At 68.9% G+C, this 16,081-nt stretch carries 14 protein-coding genes; 6 read left to right on the top strand and 8 right to left on the bottom strand.

Annotated features, from left to right (window positions below; genetic code table 11):
• The first annotated feature begins 35 nt into the window (after positions 1–35).
• Positions 36–971 carry a LysR substrate-binding domain-containing protein gene (locus tag QRN67_RS05925; protein WP_285411052.1) on the top strand — a complete coding sequence of 312 codons (936 nt, stop codon included), beginning with the start codon at positions 36–38 and terminating at the stop codon, positions 969–971.
• On the opposite strand, the gene QRN67_RS05920 is transcribed toward QRN67_RS05925, so the two are convergent.
• The 4 genes from QRN67_RS05920 to QRN67_RS05905 all read right to left on the bottom strand — a co-directional run bounded on the left by QRN67_RS05920 (position 959) and on the right by QRN67_RS05905 (position 5,102).
• Positions 959–2,023 carry a porin gene (locus tag QRN67_RS05920; protein ID WP_285411051.1) on the bottom strand — a complete coding sequence of 355 codons (1,065 nt, stop codon included), beginning with the start codon at positions 2,021–2,023 and terminating at the stop codon, positions 959–961. The genes QRN67_RS05925 and QRN67_RS05920 overlap by 13 nt on opposite strands.
• A 145-nt stretch (positions 2,024–2,168) precedes the next feature.
• Positions 2,169–3,044, bottom strand: a complete 876-nt coding sequence (locus tag QRN67_RS05915) for an amidohydrolase family protein (protein WP_285411050.1) — start codon at positions 3,042–3,044, stop codon at positions 2,169–2,171.
• Between the two features lie 23 nt (positions 3,045–3,067).
• Positions 3,068–4,045 carry a tripartite tricarboxylate transporter substrate binding protein gene (locus QRN67_RS05910; RefSeq protein WP_503010871.1) on the bottom strand — a complete coding sequence of 326 codons (978 nt, stop codon included), beginning with the start codon at positions 4,043–4,045 and terminating at the stop codon, positions 3,068–3,070.
• A 139-nt stretch (positions 4,046–4,184) separates the two neighbouring features.
• Positions 4,185–5,102 carry a LysR family transcriptional regulator gene (locus tag QRN67_RS05905; protein WP_285411049.1) on the bottom strand — a complete coding sequence of 306 codons (918 nt, stop codon included), beginning with the start codon at positions 5,100–5,102 and terminating at the stop codon, positions 4,185–4,187.
• Between the two features lie 102 nt (positions 5,103–5,204).
• On the opposite strand from QRN67_RS05905, the gene QRN67_RS05900 reads away from it, so the two are divergent.
• The 4 genes from QRN67_RS05900 (at position 5,205) to QRN67_RS05885 (ending at position 10,137) form a co-directional block, all read left to right on the top strand.
• Entirely contained in the window at positions 5,205–6,599 is a 1,395-nt protein-coding gene (locus QRN67_RS05900) for an acyclic terpene utilization AtuA family protein (RefSeq protein ID WP_285411048.1), read from the top strand.
• The gene (locus QRN67_RS05895; RefSeq protein ID WP_081269029.1) at positions 6,596–6,964 is read left to right on the top strand and encodes an AtuA-related protein; all 369 of its coding nucleotides are present in this window, start codon (positions 6,596–6,598) and stop codon (positions 6,962–6,964) included. Before QRN67_RS05900 ends, QRN67_RS05895 begins: the two co-directional genes overlap by 4 nt.
• Before the next feature lie 50 nt (positions 6,965–7,014).
• Complete coding sequence (locus tag QRN67_RS05890; RefSeq protein ID WP_285411047.1) at positions 7,015–7,980, top strand: Bug family tripartite tricarboxylate transporter substrate binding protein; 966 nt, start codon at positions 7,015–7,017, stop codon at positions 7,978–7,980.
• A gap of 63 nt (positions 7,981–8,043) precedes the next feature.
• Complete coding sequence (locus QRN67_RS05885; protein WP_285411046.1) at positions 8,044–10,137, top strand: alpha/beta hydrolase domain-containing protein; 2,094 nt, start codon at positions 8,044–8,046, stop codon at positions 10,135–10,137.
• Here QRN67_RS05885 and QRN67_RS05880 read toward each other — a convergent pair.
• The gene (locus QRN67_RS05880; RefSeq protein WP_285411045.1) at positions 10,134–10,910 is read right to left on the bottom strand and encodes an NAD(P)H-dependent oxidoreductase; all 777 of its coding nucleotides are present in this window, start codon (positions 10,908–10,910) and stop codon (positions 10,134–10,136) included. The genes QRN67_RS05885 and QRN67_RS05880 overlap by 4 nt on opposite strands.
• Before the next feature lie 88 nt (positions 10,911–10,998).
• Here QRN67_RS05880 and QRN67_RS05875 point away from each other — a divergent pair, with 88 nt between their 5' ends.
• Complete coding sequence (locus QRN67_RS05875) at positions 10,999–11,892, top strand: LysR family transcriptional regulator (protein WP_285411044.1); 894 nt, start codon at positions 10,999–11,001, stop codon at positions 11,890–11,892.
• A 6-nt stretch (positions 11,893–11,898) separates the two neighbouring features.
• Here QRN67_RS05875 and QRN67_RS05870 read toward each other — a convergent pair whose 3' ends face one another.
• The 3 genes from QRN67_RS05870 to QRN67_RS05860 form a co-directional block, all read right to left on the bottom strand.
• Positions 11,899–13,869, bottom strand: coding sequence for a sensor histidine kinase (locus QRN67_RS05870; RefSeq protein WP_285411043.1), 1,971 nt, complete (start codon positions 13,867–13,869; stop codon positions 11,899–11,901).
• Positions 13,870–14,062: 193 nt separating this feature from the next.
• Entirely contained in the window at positions 14,063–14,386 is a 324-nt protein-coding gene (locus QRN67_RS05865; RefSeq protein ID WP_081269023.1) for a DUF3325 domain-containing protein, read from the bottom strand.
• Positions 14,379–16,064: a PepSY-associated TM helix domain-containing protein gene (locus QRN67_RS05860; protein WP_106934193.1), complete on the bottom strand. Its 1,686-nt coding sequence runs from the start codon at positions 16,062–16,064 to the stop codon at positions 14,379–14,381. Before QRN67_RS05860 ends, QRN67_RS05865 begins: the two co-directional genes overlap by 8 nt.
• Between the last annotated feature and the right edge of the window lie 17 nt (positions 16,065–16,081).

Here is a 16,081-nt window from a genome sequence, read left to right as displayed (position 1 = left end):
TAGCTCGCCCGGCGCTATGCCGATAACCTCAGGTCATGGACCTGAAACAGCTGGAGTACTTCATTCGCGTGGCCGAGCTCGGCAGCTTCACCCGGGCATCGACGGTGATCGACATCGCCCAGCCCGCGCTGAGCCGCCAGGTGCGCCAGCTTGAAGTCGAACTGCGGCAAAACCTGCTGGTGCGCAACGGCCGCGGCGTGGTACCCACCGATGCCGGCAAGCGGCTGCTGGAGCATGGCCGCGGCATCCTGCACCAGGTGGAGCGCGCGAAGGAAGACATGGGACGCATGCGCGGCGCGCTGGCGGGGCGGGTGGCGGTCGGGCTGCCGCCCAGCGTGGCCGGGGTGCTGACGGTTCCGTTGGTGCGGGCCGTGCGCGAGAGGCTGCCCGATGCGGCACTCTCGATCACCGAAAGCCTTTCGACCGCGATGCAGGAGTCGCTGCTCACCGGCCGGCTCGACATCGCGCTGCTCTACAACCCGCAGCCTTCGCCCGATGTAGACAGCGAGACGGTGCTGGAGGAAGACCTGTTCCTGGTCAGCGCCACCAAGGGCGCCGGGCGCGCGCGGCGCGGCGTGCCGCTCGCGTTGCATCAACTGGCCGACCAGCCGTTGGTGATTCCGACCCGGCCCAACGCGATCCGCATGCTGGTCGAGGCGGAACTGGCCGCCATCGGGCGGCGGCCGAGCATTGCGCTGGAGATCGACGGCGTGCCGGCGATCCTCGCGCTGGTGGCCGATGGCGCGGGCCATGCAGTGCTGTCGCGCAATGCGGTGGCCATTGCCGAGCGCTCGCAGCGCTATGCGATACGGCCCATCGCCGAGCCCGGCCTGCGCAGCCGGCTGGCGCTGGCGGCCAGCTCGCAGCGGCCCGTCACGCGCACGCAGCGTGCCATGGGAGAGTTGCTGCGCGAACTCGTCCAGCAGCACCTGGGTGCCGGTGCAATGACCGGTGCCAGTCAGAAGCGGTGACGCATACCGAACCCCACGCTGCCGCTGCCGCGGAAGTCCGTCAGCCGGTCGCGCATGTAGACCGCGTACAGGTCGGTCCGCTTCGACAGGAAGTGGTCGTAGCCGGCGGCCCAGGTGGTGCGATGCGTCTCGGCGCCGTTCGTCACCTTGCGCTCGGTGCGCGCCACCGAGGCCATGAAGCGGCCCGCGCCCACCGGCACCGCCGCACCCAGCTGAGCGGTGTCGGTGTCGACGCGGATGTCGGGCGTTCGGGTGCGCAGCAACTGGCCGTACAACTGCACCGCCTTGAAGTCGTAAGAGGCGCCGATCATCGCTGCGTCCTGCCGGCCGATGGCCGTGGTGAAGCCCGGCCCCGTCCTGGCCTGCTGCATCGACAGCACCGCCGCGAACGGGCCGGCTGCGTAGTTGAGGGTCAGGTTCAGGTTGCGAACGCTGTCGCGGTTCGTCACCTCGCCCATGCCGTAGAGCAGGTTGGCGCGCAGGCCCGCGAAGGTGGGTGAGCTGTACTGCACCACGTTGTCCCACACGCTGTCGCCGAGCACGGCGCGGTTGTACGTGGGCTGCCATGTATGCAGCATGACGGGCGAGAACTGCAGCGACACGCCGAAGGGATTGAAGGCGCCGCTGGCAGCGAACATCGGGTTGGTCTGCCGGCCGAGCGACACCTGCCCGAAGCCGCCGGACAGCCCCACCCAGGCGTTGCGAGAGAAATAGGGGTCGGTGCTGTTGCGCCCGAAGGTGCCCGTGTCGGTCTGGAAGAAGCTCTCCAGCGCGAACTGCGCCTGCAGCCCGTTGCCCAGGCTTTCCGCGCCGCGCACGCCCCAGTAGGCCGTGGTCATGCCGCCGCTGCCCAGCACCTTGGTGCGTCCCTTCTCGTCGCTGCGCTGCATGGAACCGACGAACGCATCGACCAGCCCGTAGATCTGGACGCTCTCGGCGGAGGCTCCCGCCTGGGACCAGGTGGGGTGTGCGGCGGTGCAGAGCGCCAGCGCGGGAAGCGCGCGCAGGGCAACGCGCCCGGAAAGTGCCGGAAGGCGGGGAAGTCGTCTCATGTTGTCTCCTCGTTGTGAATTCGTAGCCCGCGAGAAAACGCGGGCGCAGGCGAGCCCGTCCGCACGCCTTGGCGGTGCCGTGGCGTGAAAACAGGGCTGTGGGGGGGCTGTGGGGGGCTGTCGGGGGAGCGGCGCGCGGACGCGCTCAGTCGTACCAGTACAAGCGGGTCGGGTTGTCGACCAGCAGCCTGCGAAGCTGTGCCGTGTCGTCGCAGAACAGCGGCAGCAGGTCGACCAGCTTGCCGTCGTCGGGCATCTCGCGCACGTTGGGGTGCGGCCAGTCGGTGCCCCACAGCACGCGGTCGGGCGCGGCCTCGATCAGGCGGCGGGCGAAGGGCACTGCATCAGCGTAGGGCTGGCCCTGCGCCGAAAGGCTCTGCGAGATGCGCTCGGCGCCGCTCACCTTGACCCAGGCTCGCTCGTCGCGCATCAGGTCGAGCATCATGTCGCAGGCCTGCTGACCGAGGCCGTGCTCGACCATCGTGCGGCCCATGTGGTCGATGACGAAGGGCACCGGCAGCGTGTCGAGGAACGCGCGGTAAGTGACGAGGTCTTCCGCGTCCAGGTGAAGCATCAGGTGCCAGCCGAGCGGACGGATGCGCTCGGCCATGCGCAGCACCGTGGGCAGGTCGGGCGCGCCGCCCAGGTGCTGCACGAAGTTGAAGCGCACGGAGCGCACGCCGGCCCTGTGCAGTGCGCCAAGCTCCGCGTCGCTGACGCCCGCGCCCACCATGGCCACGCCACGGTAACAGTCGGGCGACTGGGCGATGGCGTCGAGCATGGCGCGGTTGTCGTGGCCGTGCACGCTGGCCTGCACGAGCACCACGCGGTCGATGCCCAGCAGTTCGTGCAGCGCGCGCAGCTTGGCGGCAGGCGCGTCTGGCGGTGTGTAGCGGCGGTTGTCCGAATACGGAAACACGTCGCCGGGGCCGAACACATGGCAATGCGCGTCGCAGGCGCCGGCAGGCAGGGTGAACGCCGGTCGGCTCGGATCGGGGTGGGGTGGGGCGATGGTCTTCAAGATGGTGTCCTTGCCGTTTTTTCTCATTGCTTGGGAATGCCGGCGTGCTGGATCACGGCCGACCAGCGCCGGATCTCGCTGTCGAGCAGGTGCGCCTGTTCCTGCGGCGTGCTGCCGCGCGGCTCTACGCCCAGGGCCTGCAGCCGCTTCCTTACCTCGGGCGAGTCCAGCGCCGCGCGTGCTTCGCGGTTCAGGCGGGCGATCACGTCGGGTGGCGTATTGGCGGGCGCGGCCAGCGCATTCCACGAGGCGACCTGGAAGCCCGGCGTACCGCTCTCGGCCACGGTCGGCACATCGGGCAGGTTGGGGGCGCGCTTGTCGCCCATCACCGCCAGCGCGCGCAGCGCCTTCGCCTCGATCTGCGAGAGCACCGGCGAGAGGATTTCCACCGCCACGTCGATCTGCCCACCGCGCAGTGCCGTGGTCACGGCCGGCGTGCCGTTGAAAGGCACGACCTGCGCGTCGATGCCCAGCGAGGTCTTGAGCAGCTCGCCGGCCAGGTTCTGCGTGCTGCCGACGTTGATGGTGCCGATGTTCAGCCGGCCCGGATTGGCCTTCGCATAGGCCACCAGGTCGGCGAAGGTCTTGAACTTGCCGTTGCCCTGCGCGAGCACCGCCATGTCGAAGTAGCCGAGCGTGGAGACAGGCGCGAAGTCTTTCACCGTGTCGTAGGGCAGCGACTTGAACAGGCCCGCGCTCACCGCGTTGCCGTTGGACATGAGCAGCAAGGTATGGCCGTCCGGTGCGGCCTTGGCAACGGTGTCGGAAGCCACCACGCCACCGGCGCCGGGCTTGTTGTCGATCACGATGCTCTGGCCCATCGATTCGGACATCTTCTGCGCCACGCTGCGCGCGACCAGGTCGGCCACGCCGCCGGCACCGAAGGGCACCACCAGTCGGATCGGCCGGGAAGACAGGGGGGCGGCCAGCGCATACGGCGCGCCGGCGGCGGCAGCCAGGGCCAGCATCAGGCCGACGAAGCTGCGACGGGAATCTCTCATAGGTCTCCTTTGGTATGGGCGCGGCCTCTTTCACCGCTGCGCCGCACTATTCCCGAGGAGCCGACCTGCAGCAATATCGTGATCGCACTGGGAGATATAGCTTTTCGGCATGGCCGGGCACGCGGTGCCCGCGCTGGCCTCAGTCCAGCCGCAACGAGCCGAGCCGCGCGACGATCAGGTCGTATAGCGTCTGCGCCGCGACCGACAGGCTGCCTTCGCGCCGCTGCACCAGGTACAGCGTGCGCGTGAGCGCGGGCAGGGGCAGCGGGCGGGTCACCAGCGTTTCGCGCTGGAAGTGGAACAGCGTGAGCGCCGGCACCACGCTGATGCCCAGGCCCGCCTCGACCAGCCCCATCACGGTGGCCAGGTGCTCGACCTCGAACACCGCGTTCAGCCGCTGCGGATGCAGCGCGGCGTCGAGCGCCTGGCGCACGCTGCTGTTGCGCGCCATCTGGACGAACGGATGCGGCGCGATTTTCTTGACCGTGAGGCGCGGCTCGCGCGCCAGTGGATGGTCGGCGCGGCACACCAGGTGAAAGCGGTCGCTGCACAGCTTGCGCGCGCGCAGGTCGCTGCCCGCCGCGGCCTCCGCGCCCGAGGCGGCGAGCGCGAAGTCGGCCTGGCCGCCGCGCACCAGCGCGATGCAGGCGTCGGACAGCGCATCGTCAAGGTCGACGCGGATGCCGGGCCAGGCCTGCATGAATTCCGCGAACACCGCGGGCAGCCAGCCGGCCGCGAGCGAGGGCAGGGCGGCCACGCGCACGCGGCCCTTGCGGCGCTCCACGTGGTCGGCCAGGTCGACCATCGCGTTGCCCATGTCGTCGAGCAGCCTGCGCGCCGAGCCTTCGAACAGCAGCCCCTCGGGCGTGAGCTGCACGCTGCGCGTGTCGCGGTCGAACAGGCGCGTGCCGACGGCGTCTTCGAGCGTGCGGATCAGCGCGCTGAAGGCCGGCTGCGACAGGTGGCTGGTCTGCGCGGCGCGCGTGAAGTTGCGGTGCTCGGCCAGCGCGAGAAAGGCGCGCAGCTGCCGCGTGGAGAGGTCTGGCGTCTTTTTCATGGCTCGGGGTTCCGGTGGCCGTATACGTTATTTGAAAAGCAGATCAATCGATCCGTATTTTCGATTTTACGGATGATGGCGGGCTGCCTACAGTGCGGCTCGATGACTTCCATTGCTGCAACGCCCACGCTGTTGATCGGATGCGCGGCCGGCTTCTCGGGTGACCGCACCGACGCCGCCGGCCCGGTGGTCGACACGCTGATCGCGCGTCTCGCGCAAGGCCCCGCGGGGCGGCGCGCGTTCCTCATCTTCGAGACGCTGGCCGAGCGCACGCTGGCTCTTGCGCAACTGCGCCGCCGCGCCAACCCCGATGCCGGCTACGAACCGCTGCTCGACGACATGCTGCGGCCGGTGCTGGCGCGCTGCCTGGCGCACGGCATCCGCATCGTGAGCAACTTCGGTGCCGCCAACCCGCGCGCCGCCGCCCGGCACATCGCCCGCATGGCGCGCGAACTGGGCGCCAGCGCCCCGCGCATCGCGGTGGTGGAGGGCGACGACCTCTCGGGCGTCGGGCATCGCGCGGTGCTGCGCGAAGCGCTCGGCGCGCGAATGGAAGGGCTGCGCGTGGTCAGTGCCAATGCCTACATCGGCGCCGAGCCGATTGCCGCCGCGCTAGACGCGGGCGCGCAGATCGTGGTGTGCGGCCGGGTGGCCGACCCGTCGCTCACCGTGGGGCCGGCCATGTCGCATTTCGGCTGGCGCGCCGACGACTGGGACCGGCTGGGCCGCGCCACCATGGCCGGACATCTGCTCGAATGCGGCGCGCAGGTGTGCGGCGGCTACTTTGCCGACCCCGGCTACAAGGACGTGCCGGAGCTCGAGTCGGTCGGCTTTCCCATCGCGGAGATCGACGCCGACGGCGGCTGCGTCATCGGCAAGGCCGACGGCACCGGCGGCCTCGTGACCGAAGCCACGGTGAAGGAGCAACTGCTCTACGAAGTGCACGACCCCGCCGCCTACCTGACGCCCGACGTGGTCGCCGACATCGCCGACGCCGAGGTGCGCGCACTGCCCGGCGCCGAACGCGTCGAGCTGCGCGGCGTGCGCGGGCACGAGCGGCCGCGCAACTACAAGGTCAACGTCTGCCATGAAGGCGGCTGGCTGGCCGAGGGCGAGATTTCCTACGCCGGCCCTCGCGCCGAAGCGCGCGCGCGGCTCGCGGCCGAGGTGCTGAAGAAGCGGCTCGACGGCCTTGCACTGCGCGTCGACCTGATCGGCGCGCTGAGCATCCTGGGCGACGACGCGGGCCGCGCACTGGCGGACACGCCCGACAGCGGCGTGCGCGACGTGCGCCTGCGCGTCGCGGCCACCCATGCCGACCGTGCCCAGGCCGAACGGCTCGGCCGCGAGGTGACCGCGCTCTACACCTGCGGTCCGGCCGGCGGCGGCGGCGTGCGCACCGCGCTCACGCCGCGGCTCAACACGCTGTCGTGCCTGCTGTCGCGCGAGGCGGTGCCGGTGCGCTTCGAGCTGCTGGCCGCGGAGGAACTGGCATGAGCAATATTCCTGAAGACACCATCGAGGTGCCTCTCTACCGCGCGGCCCACGGCCGCACCGGCGACAAGGGCGACCGCTCCAACATCAGCGTCATCGCCTGGCACGCCGGGCTGTATCCGCTGCTGGCCGAGCAACTCACGCCCGAGCGCGTGGCCGCGCAGTTCCGCCACCGCGCACCGTCGCAGGTGCAGCGCTTCCTGCTGCCGAAACTGCATGCGATGAACTTCGTGCTCGACGCGGTGCTCGACGGCGGCGTCAACGATGCGCTGAATCTCGATGCGCACGGCAAGGCGCTTTCCTTCCTGCTGCTCGACATGCCCGTTCGCGTGCCGCGCCCGCTCGTGCCTTTGCTGGCCGGGCCGTAGCGCCGGCTTCCACCTTTTCCACTGCCCCTTCCAATTTCGGAGACAAAACAATGAAACGATTTCCCCTGACCGTGCTGACCACCGCGCTGGCGCTCGCGCCGCTGCTGGGCCATGCACAGGCCTTCCCGGAGAAAGCCATCACCTTCGTGGTGCCCTTCGCGGCCGGCACGGCCACCGACCAGATCGCGCGCGCGCTCGGCAACCAGATCGCGACGGAGACCAAGCAGGCCGTCATCATCGACAACAAGGCCGGCGCCAGCGGCTTCATCGCGTCGCAGAACGTGGCGAAGGCGCCTGCCGATGGCTACACGGTGCTGATCACCACCAACACCACGCATGCCGCCAACGAACACCTGTTCAAGAAGCTGCCCTACGACCCGGTGAAAGACTTCGCACCCGTCGCCGCCTTGGGCAAGGGCGGGCAGATCATGGTGGTGAACCCCTCGTTCCCGGCGAAGAGCGTGGCCGAGTTCATCGCGCTCGCGAAGAAGGAGCCGGGCAAGTACAGCTTCGGCAGCGGCAGTTCGTCGAGCCGCATGGCCGGCGAGCTGCTGCAGCAGATGGCCGACATCAAGCTGCTGCACGTGCCCTACAAGAGCAACACGCTCGCGGTGACCGACCTGCTGGGCAGCCAGATCAACATGATGATCACCGACACCGCCACCGGCCTGCCGCAGGTCAAGGCCGGAAAGCTGCGCGCGCTGGGCATCTCCAGCTCCGCGCGCTCGCCGCTCGCGCCCGACGTGCCCACCATTTCCGAAGCCGGCGTGAAGGGCTACGAGATGGGCTACTGGTTCGCCGCCTATGCGCCGGCGAAGACGCCGCCGGCCGTGGTCAAGCGGCTCAACGAACTGCTGGTGAAGGCCGCGAAGAGCGAGGCGGCGAAGGCTGCGTTCTACGAACCCACCGGCACCGAAGTGTTCACCACCTCGCCAGAGGAGCTTGCCAAGTTCCAGGCGGCCGAATCGCAGAAGTGGGGCCGCATCGTGAAGGCCGCCGGCATCGAGGCCGAGTAGCCCGCGCGCCGTAGCGGGGATCGGCGCCGCGACGACACAAGACACACAACAGGAGACAAGACTATGAAACGCTGGAGCCTCAAGGCTGCCACGGTGGCTTCGGCCGCCCTTTTTCTGAGCGCATGCGGCGGAAGCGGCGGCGGGGGAGGAGGCAGCCTGCTGTTGCTGCCGCCGCCCGCCACGACCACGCCTGCCCCTCCCGCCGCGGCGGCTGCCGCACCCAAATACAAGCTCGCCATCACCGCCACGGAAGACGTGCCCGGCACTTTCGGCAGCGTCGGCGCCTACGAGAAGATCACGGGCACATTTACCGGCGAGGTCGACCCCAAGGACGCGCGCAACGCCATCATCCAGGACCTGTCGCTCGCGCCGCTGAACGCCAACGGCAAGGTCGAGTACAGCTCCGACTTCGTGCTCTTCAAGCCCAAGGACATGAGCAAGGCCAGCGGCGTGCTGCGCTACGACGCGCCCAACCGCGGCAACATCGTCAACCTCGACCCGTACTTCGCCTCGCGCGGCTACGTGTTCCTCACGGCCGCATGGCAGGGCGACGTGCCGGCGGCGCCGGGCAAGCTCACGCTCAAGGTGCCCGTGGCGAAGAACGCCGACGGCAGCAGCATCACCGGCACTTACCGCGCCGAGCTGCTGCCCACCGCCGCCACCAACGATTCGCTGCCGCTGCCGGGCGGCCCCTTCAACGCGGCGATGCAGGCGTATGCCACGGCCAGCCTGGACAACACCAAGCCCGGCTATGTGCTCACGCGCCGCATCAACGAGGGCGACGCGCGCCAGCTCATTCCGGCGAGCGACTGGAAGTTTGCGAAGTGCGGTGCCGCCACGCCGTTCCCCGGCACGCCCGACGAGACCAGCGTGTGCCTCAGGGACAAGTGGGACCCGGCCTATCTGTATGAGTTGGTCTACGTCGCGAAAGACCCGAAGGTGATGGGCCTCGGCCTTGCGGCGCTGCGCGACATGATCAGCTTCTTCCATCGGGACGCCTCCGACGCGGCGGGCACCGCCAACCCGGTGGCGGCCGCGATCAGGAACACGATTGCCTCGGGCGTCTCGCAGTGCGGCAACTTCATGAAGACCTTCGTGCACCTCGGCTTCAACGAGGACCGCTCGGGCGCCAAGGTGTTCGACGGCGTGTTCGCGCAGATCGCGGCGCGGCAGACGAACATCAACATGCGCTTCTCCGTGCCCGGCGGCGGCGGTGGCGTGCGCGCCGACCACACGGCCTTCGGCCAGGGCGGCACGCGCGGCCTGTCGAAGGACTATGTGGACGACGTGGCCCAGCGGCGCGGCGGCATCCTGTCGCGCTGCGAGGCGAGCGGCACCTGTCCCAAGCTCTTCATCGGCTTCAGCGGCACCGAGTTCTGGACGCTGCAGGGTTCGCCGCTGCTGACCGACGCCTGGGGCACGGCCGACCTGGTGCAGCCCGGCAACGCGCGCATCTACTACTACGCCAGCTCGCACCACCTGCTGGGCCTCGCGTCGGTGCCGGGCGCGGGCGCCGGGGCGCTGTATGCGACCAATGCCAACACGGGCGTGATCCCGGTCGTGCGTGCGCTGTACCAGAACCTGGAGGACTGGGTCGTCAAGGGCACCACGCCGCCCGACAACCAGGTGCCCAGGATCGCCGACGGCACGCTGGTGCGCCCGGCGCGGGTCGCGTTCCCGGCCATTCCCGGGGTGAGCTACACGGGACTGGTCAACACCTACTCGCTGCTCGACTGGGGCCCCGGCTACCGGCCGCAGGACGAGAGCGGCATTGCCACCCAGGTGCCGCCGGCCTACCTGGGGCGCGACTACGCGATCCTGGTGCCGCAGGTCGATGCCGACGGCAACGACATCGCGGGCATCCGCAGCATCGACGTGGCCGTGCCGCTGGGCACCAACACCGGCTGGAACTACACGAATCAGCCCGGGCGCATCGACCAGGCGGGCCTGTTCGGCTCCTACTTCGCATTCGCCAAGACGGCGGCGCTGCGCGGGAGCGACCCGCGCCCGTCGCTGCAGGAGCGCTATGTGGACCAGGCAGGCTACGTGGCGGCAGTGACCACGGCCGCCAACGATCTCGTGGCCAGGCGGTTCATGCTGCGCGTGGATGCCGACGCGGCAATTGCCAACGCGGTCGCCAACCCGGTGCTGCCTTAAGCGGTGTGCACTGAAAAGCCTGTCTTGCCCGGCGCGATGTCCTCGCGCAGGGTGAGGGCGGGAATCTCGTAGTCGCCGGCGTTCTGTGGGCGGAACGGGATCGGCTCGGCAGTGAAGAGCGTGTCGAGTTGCCGACCCAGTTCCCCGGTGATGCGTGCGTAGGCTGCATCGTCGATCTTGTTCGTGCGATGCACCACGTACGGCGGCATCACGTCGAAGCCCGGGTAGTACATGATGCCGTGCTGGATGGGAAACAGCAGGTCGTCCATGGGCCCGTTGATGCCTCGCGGCGCGTAGTGCGATGCCCAGCCGCCGGTCGTCACCACCAGCATCGCGCGCTTGCCGGCCATCACGCCTTCGCCGAAGCGGTCACCCCAGTGCGTGTCCGAGTGTTCGCCGAGTCCGTAGGCAAAGCCATAGGCATAGATGCGCTCGACCCAGCCCTTGAGGATGGCGGGCATCGAGTACCACCAAAGCGGGAACTGCAGGATCACGGCGTCCGCCCACAGCAGTTTTTCCTGTTCGCCGGCGATGTCAACGGTTTGCGTGCCAGTCTCGAACGCATGGAGCGAGTCGAGCACGGGGTCGAAGCGCGCGGCGGTGTCGCGCGCGGGGAAGTCGTCGGCATCGAGCGCGGGCTTCCAGCGCATGGCGTACAGGTCGGATACCTGCACGGAATGGCCGATGGCCGTCAGGTGCTCGAGCATGAAGCGATGGAGCGAGCCGTTGAGCGAAGCGGCTTCGGGGTGGGCGAGTACCAGCAGGATGTTCATGTTTCGCGGAGGTTCGAATGAAGATGCCCGCAGGTTAGGTTTCCTGGCGATATATTGGAAATGAATAGTTTGAATTCCAGGAATTGCCATGAACAATTTCAGCCGGCTCGACCTCAACCTGCTGGTCACGCTCGACACGCTGCTGGCCGAACGCAACGTCACGCGCGCGGCCGAGCGGCTGAACCTGTCGCAGCCCTCCGTGAGCGTGCAACTCGCCAAGCTGCGCGAAGCCTTCGGCGACCCGCTGCTTGTGCCCGCGCAGCGCGGCATGCGGCCCACCGCGCGCGCCGACGAACTGCGCGAGCCTCTGCGCGAGGCGCTCGAATCGCTGGGCCGCGCGGTGGCGCCCACGCGCCCCTTCGACCCCACCGAGGCAACGACCACCTGGCGCGTGGCCGCTGCCGACTATGCCGAGTCGGCCATCCTGCTGCCGGCGCTGGCCGGGCTGCGTGCCGCGGCGCCGCACACGCGGCTGGCCGTGGTGGAGGCGGTGCCCTCGCGCATGGCGCGGCAACTGGAGCATGCGGAGGTCGACCTGTTCTTTCACACCAGTGTGGGCGCGCAGCCCGGGCTGCACCGGCGCGTGCTGTTCCACGAGCGCTATGTGCTGGCCGGGCGGGAAGGGCATCCACGCCTGAAACGGCGGCCGTCGCTCGCGCAGTTCTGCGCGCTGGAGCATGTGGTGGTGTCGCCCGGCGGCGGCGGCTTTGCCGGGCCGACGGACGAGGCGCTGGCCGAAAAGGGCCTGACGCGGCGCGTGGCGCTTTCGGTGCCGCACTTTCTTTTCATGGTGTCGGTGTTGGCCCGCACCGACATGGTCGCGATGCTGCCCGAGCGGCTGGCGCGCGGCGCGGCCGGGTTGCGTGTCGTGGAGGCGCCGCTGGAGGTGCCCGGCTACGAGATGGCGATGCTCTGGCACGAGCGCCGGCACCGCGATCCCGCGCACAGGTGGCTGCGCGAGCAGATCGCCGCCGGCCTCTGACGGAGCTCAAACCGGATCCGGCGCCTTCATGGTGTCGGCGTCGCGGTGAAGAGGCAGCCAGAGCGTGAACCGGGTGCCGGCGCTGCCGGATTCCCAGCTCACCCTGGCGCCGATGGCCTGCGCACGCTGCTGCTGGTTGCGCAAGCCGCGGCCGTGCCGGCGCAGGGCCTCTTCCACGGCGAAGCCCTCGCCGTTGTCCTCGATCACCACGCACACGCCGTCTTCGGTCGTCTCGGTGCTGAAGCAGATCGTCGAGGCCCGCGTATGGCGCAGTACGTTGGCCACGCATTCCTGCACGATGCGCAGGATGTGCAGTGCGCTGTTCGGGTCCAGCCAAGCCAGCACGGGCACGGGCTGTACCTCCCAGCGCAGCGCGACGCCCGCTCCCTCGATGCGCGGCGCCAGGCGAAAGCGCAGGGTCGCCAGCAGCAGCAGCAGGTCGGCGTCCACGCTTTCCATGGAGTCGATGACCAGCTTCAGGTCTTCCATGCAGCTCTTGAGCACGCTGGAGATCTCGGCCTCGTTCATGGTGCCTCGCTCGACCGAGCGGATGGCGCTGATCAGCGACGAGCCCAGGCCGTCGTGCATGTCCTGCATCAGGCGCCGCCGTTCGGCGTTGAGCATCTGCTGGTTCTCTATGACGCGCAGGCGCTGGTAGCTTTGCTCCAGTTCGGCTTCGCGTGCCCGCAGCCGCAGGACCAGTTCGGTGTTCAGCCGGCCCACTTCGGCGAACGCGCCGGTGTAGCGCTGGAACATGATGAACGAGAAGACGAAGAACAGGCCGATGACGGCGTAGGGCGAGGTGTACACGCTCTCCGGGCTGACCAGGTTGTTCTGCAGGAGCCCGTCGTAGGAGGTGAACACGACGGCGAAGACCGTCCAGCCCGCCACCAGCCGCCCTTCCGGCAGTTGCGCCCGCAGGGCCTTGCGCAGGTTCACCGCAAAGATCAGCACCGCCACCGGCAGTACCGCCAGGTTGAGCAGCGGCGTGAACAGGTAGAGGCTGACGATAGACGTCGACACATGCGGCAGCGTCGCGACATTGCAGGCCAGCGTCAGGCCCAGCGCCAGCCGGGTCAGCCAGGCCGAGGGCTGCTGGTGCAGGCGCTGCAGGAACAGGTGGATGAGGACGATCAGCCACAGCAGGCTGGCCACGGTCACCCATTCGAACCATTCGTCCGAAATCGGCAGGTAGCTGCCGCCCACGTAGTAATGCAGCATGCGCAGGAACGCCACGGCCGAGATGGCGAAGAACAGCAGGTAGAGCGATTCGCGCCGCTTGCCCAGCCACACCGCGAATGCGAACGCGCCGACCGCCAGGAACGCCGCGCTGCCCATGAACGGCAACTGCACCTGCAGCATCTGGCGCGACTGGTAGCGCCAGGCCAGGGCATGCTCGTCGCCCACCCACACCGTGGAGAACCCGCTTCCGCTGTTGCGCAGGCGGTCGACCCGGATCAGCACGGACTTCGGGGACAGCGTGTTCGCGGTCGCGTTCAGCGGCAGCAGCAGCGGATGGTTGTAGCCGTTGTGGACGGGGCTGCCGTGCGACTGGTAGAGCAGCACGCCGTCGCCGTAGACCGCGATGTGCCCCAGGGTCTTCCAGCGCGGGAGGTAGAGAACGCGTTGCTGCGTCGTCCGGGGCTGGCCCGACAGGTCGATGCGGTACCAGTCGGTGACGGCCCGCATGCCGCTGGACGCCGTGGGCACCAGTTCACGCAAGGCCGTGTATGGGAGGTTGACAGGCTTCCAGCCGGCGCTCGGCAAGGTGGTGTCTTCGATCTGCTGGGGCGGGAGGGAATAGCCCGTACCCGTCACGGACAGCAGTTCCGCCCGGGTGATGTGAACGGCGGTGTAATCGTTCCGCGGCGGTTCGTCGGCGCGCGCAAAGGGCGGGATGGCCAGCAGCAGCAACGCCAGCCAGAGCTTTGCGATCGACCGGCCGATTCGCCAACAGCCTTTGCGGCCAAGCCTCATAGATCGCTTCTGCCTTGGAAATCTTGTTCAGCTTGCTCTAGGTGCGCCGGATGAGTGCCGGGACCGGCCCGCTACCGCGCGCGGCCGCCATTATGTCGTTGGCCAAGCCGGCTTCCCCCGCCACCGGGGAATACTTTTTCGTGACAGGCGGGGGCGGCGGACTGGCTCGGCCCCGTGTGTGGAGGAGGGCGTGTCAGGCGGCCGGACGGACCCAGGCCGCCAGCAAGGCCAGCCAGCGGGCCTTCCAGGCTGCGGTGAACGCGATGGCCAGCGCGGCGCCGGCCAGCGTCATGAACCACACCAGCGAAGCCATCGAGGCGTGGTCGACTGCCAGGCACAGCAGAAGCGACGCGACCAGCCCCGACACGCCAAGCACGCGCAGCAGCACCACCGTGCCACGCGACGCGGGCACCGGGCCGAATGCCTGTTCCCAATGAACATCCATGGCCAGTGCGAGCCAGCCGAGGCCGGCGATGTTGGCCAGCACGGCCAGCAGCAGGAGGAGGGCGTCAGGCACGGGCGCTCTCCTCCACGCCGGCGGAGGCCGCGCGAGGTGCCGCCGGAGCGGAGGTCACGCCGGTGCGGCGGCCGAGCTTGCGTGCGGCCATGACCGCTACCGCGGCGCTGGCGAGCATGAACAGGTCGGCGCCCGCCACCGGCCAGTAGCCCTGGCCAAGAGTGCGCAGCAGGTGGTCTCCGGTGGTCACCCAGTTCAGCAGCACCGCGGCCACGGCCATCACGGCGACGGCCCAGCACTGCTCTGCCCAGGCGGGCGCCATGCGCGCCTCGGCAACAGGCGCGGTGCGCCAGATGGCGTGCGCGAACGCGAGCAGCCATGCGCCGCAGAAGATGTACTTTTCCCAGTCACCGCGCGCCGGCAGGTCGTCGGGCAGCAGGCGGTTGCCGATCAGCATGGCCAGCGTGGCGACGAGCATGCCGGTCACGGTGGTCACCGCGAAGGCGTCGACCCAGCGCGCGCCGCCGCGCTCCTGCTTCGCATGCTGGCGCTTGCGCTTTTCCACGAAGAAGACGAAGCCGGTGGCAATGCACGCGCAGCCCGACAGGCCGCCCAGCACATACAGCCACCTCAGCAGCCAGTGTCGGAAGTGCTGCAGGTGCAGGCCGGTAAGGAAGGTGTTGACGCTGGCCACGGGCGTGAGCGGCGGGTCTTCGCGCAGCACCTCGCCTGTCGAGGCCTTGAAGTGGATGCCTTCGCCGGTCAGCGCGATGCGGTCGGTGCCGGCGCGGTACACGCTGACGTAGCTGTTGGCGTCGCCCACGTGCTGCACGCTGAGGAAGCCGACGTCGCCGGCCATGTCCTTGGCCGCCCAGCGGCGCTTGGCCTCGGCCACCATGGCGTCCACCGAGGCCAGCGTGCCGGGCACGCCCGCGCGGTCGTGCGGCAGGCCGGTTTCCATTGCCTCGTGCTTTTCATGCAGGTCGTGCAGCGGCTTGAGCTGGGTGTCGGTGATCGGAAAGTAGATGCTGCCGAAGATCACCAGCCCCGAGAAGGCGAAGATGAAATGGAAGGGCAGCGCCACCACGCCGGTCAGGTTGTGCAGGTCGAGCGTGCTGCGCTGCGTGTGCTTGCGCGGGCGGAAGGTGAAGAGCTCGCGGAAGATCTTGCGGTGCATGACCACGCCGCTGACCAGCGCCACCAGCATGACGAGCGCCGAGAACCCAACGATGAAGTAGCCCAGGTTCTTCCACTCCAGGTGCAGGCTGTAGTGCAGCGGGTAGAAGAACTGGCTGCCGATCTTCAGGTGGTCGTCGGGCAGCAGTCTGCCGTTGCGCGGGTCGATGGTGCGGTCGCCGAAAACGCTGTCTTCGGGGTCCTTGGCATTGGGCAGCTCATAGCTGGAGAACAGGCTGAGCACCGGGTCGCGGTGCGTGGTGTAGGCGCCCCAGCTCTTGACCACCGGAAAGCTGTCGGCCATGGGGCCGCTCACGCGGCTGCGGGCCTGCTCGATGCTCTGGGCGCTGGGCTTCATGTCCTGGAAGACGGGCAGCAGCATCCTGTCGAACGACGGCATGGGCTGCGGCTCGAAGCGGGTCGAGGGAATCGCCCAGCGGTCGATCTCGCGGTCGAACACCGACAGCGAACCGAAGAAGAAGACGGCCATCAGCACGAAGCCCAGCACAAGGCCGAACCACGTATGAAGCCAGGCCATGGAGAGGCGGAAATTCTGGAACACGGACTTGGGTCTCCTTG

This window comes from Variovorax sp. efr-133-TYG-130, assembly GCF_030208835.1.
Classification (GTDB): Bacteria; Pseudomonadota; Gammaproteobacteria; order Burkholderiales; family Burkholderiaceae_C; genus Variovorax.
Note: the sequence above shows the minus strand (reverse complement) of the source record. Positions and strands in the feature narration are given on the sequence as shown.

Bases quoted from the DNA above. Each gene is read 5' to 3' on its own strand.
- QRN67_RS05925 (WP_285411052.1), top strand. From the start codon at position 36: ATGGACCTGAAACAGCTGGAGTACTTCATTCGCGTGGCCGAGCTCGGC.
- QRN67_RS05880 (WP_285411045.1), bottom strand. From the start codon at position 10,910: ATGAACATCCTGCTGGTACTCGCCCACCCCGAAGCCGCTTCGCTCAAC.
- QRN67_RS05920 (WP_285411051.1), bottom strand. From the start codon at position 2,023: ATGAGACGACTTCCCCGCCTTCCGGCACTTTCCGGGCGCGTTGCCCTG.
- QRN67_RS05890 (WP_285411047.1), top strand. From the start codon at position 7,015: ATGAAACGATTTCCCCTGACCGTGCTGACCACCGCGCTGGCGCTCGCG.
- QRN67_RS05910 (WP_503010871.1), bottom strand. From the start codon at position 4,045: ATGAGAGATTCCCGTCGCAGCTTCGTCGGCCTGATGCTGGCCCTGGCT.
- QRN67_RS05900 (WP_285411048.1), top strand. From the start codon at position 5,205: ATGACTTCCATTGCTGCAACGCCCACGCTGTTGATCGGATGCGCGGCC.
- QRN67_RS05870 (WP_285411043.1), bottom strand. From the start codon at position 13,869: ATGAGGCTTGGCCGCAAAGGCTGTTGGCGAATCGGCCGGTCGATCGCA.
- QRN67_RS05875 (WP_285411044.1), top strand. From the start codon at position 10,999: ATGAACAATTTCAGCCGGCTCGACCTCAACCTGCTGGTCACGCTCGAC.
- QRN67_RS05885 (WP_285411046.1), top strand. From the start codon at position 8,044: ATGAAACGCTGGAGCCTCAAGGCTGCCACGGTGGCTTCGGCCGCCCTT.
- QRN67_RS05905 (WP_285411049.1), bottom strand. From the start codon at position 5,102: ATGAAAAAGACGCCAGACCTCTCCACGCGGCAGCTGCGCGCCTTTCTC.
- QRN67_RS05895 (WP_081269029.1), top strand. From the start codon at position 6,596: ATGAGCAATATTCCTGAAGACACCATCGAGGTGCCTCTCTACCGCGCG.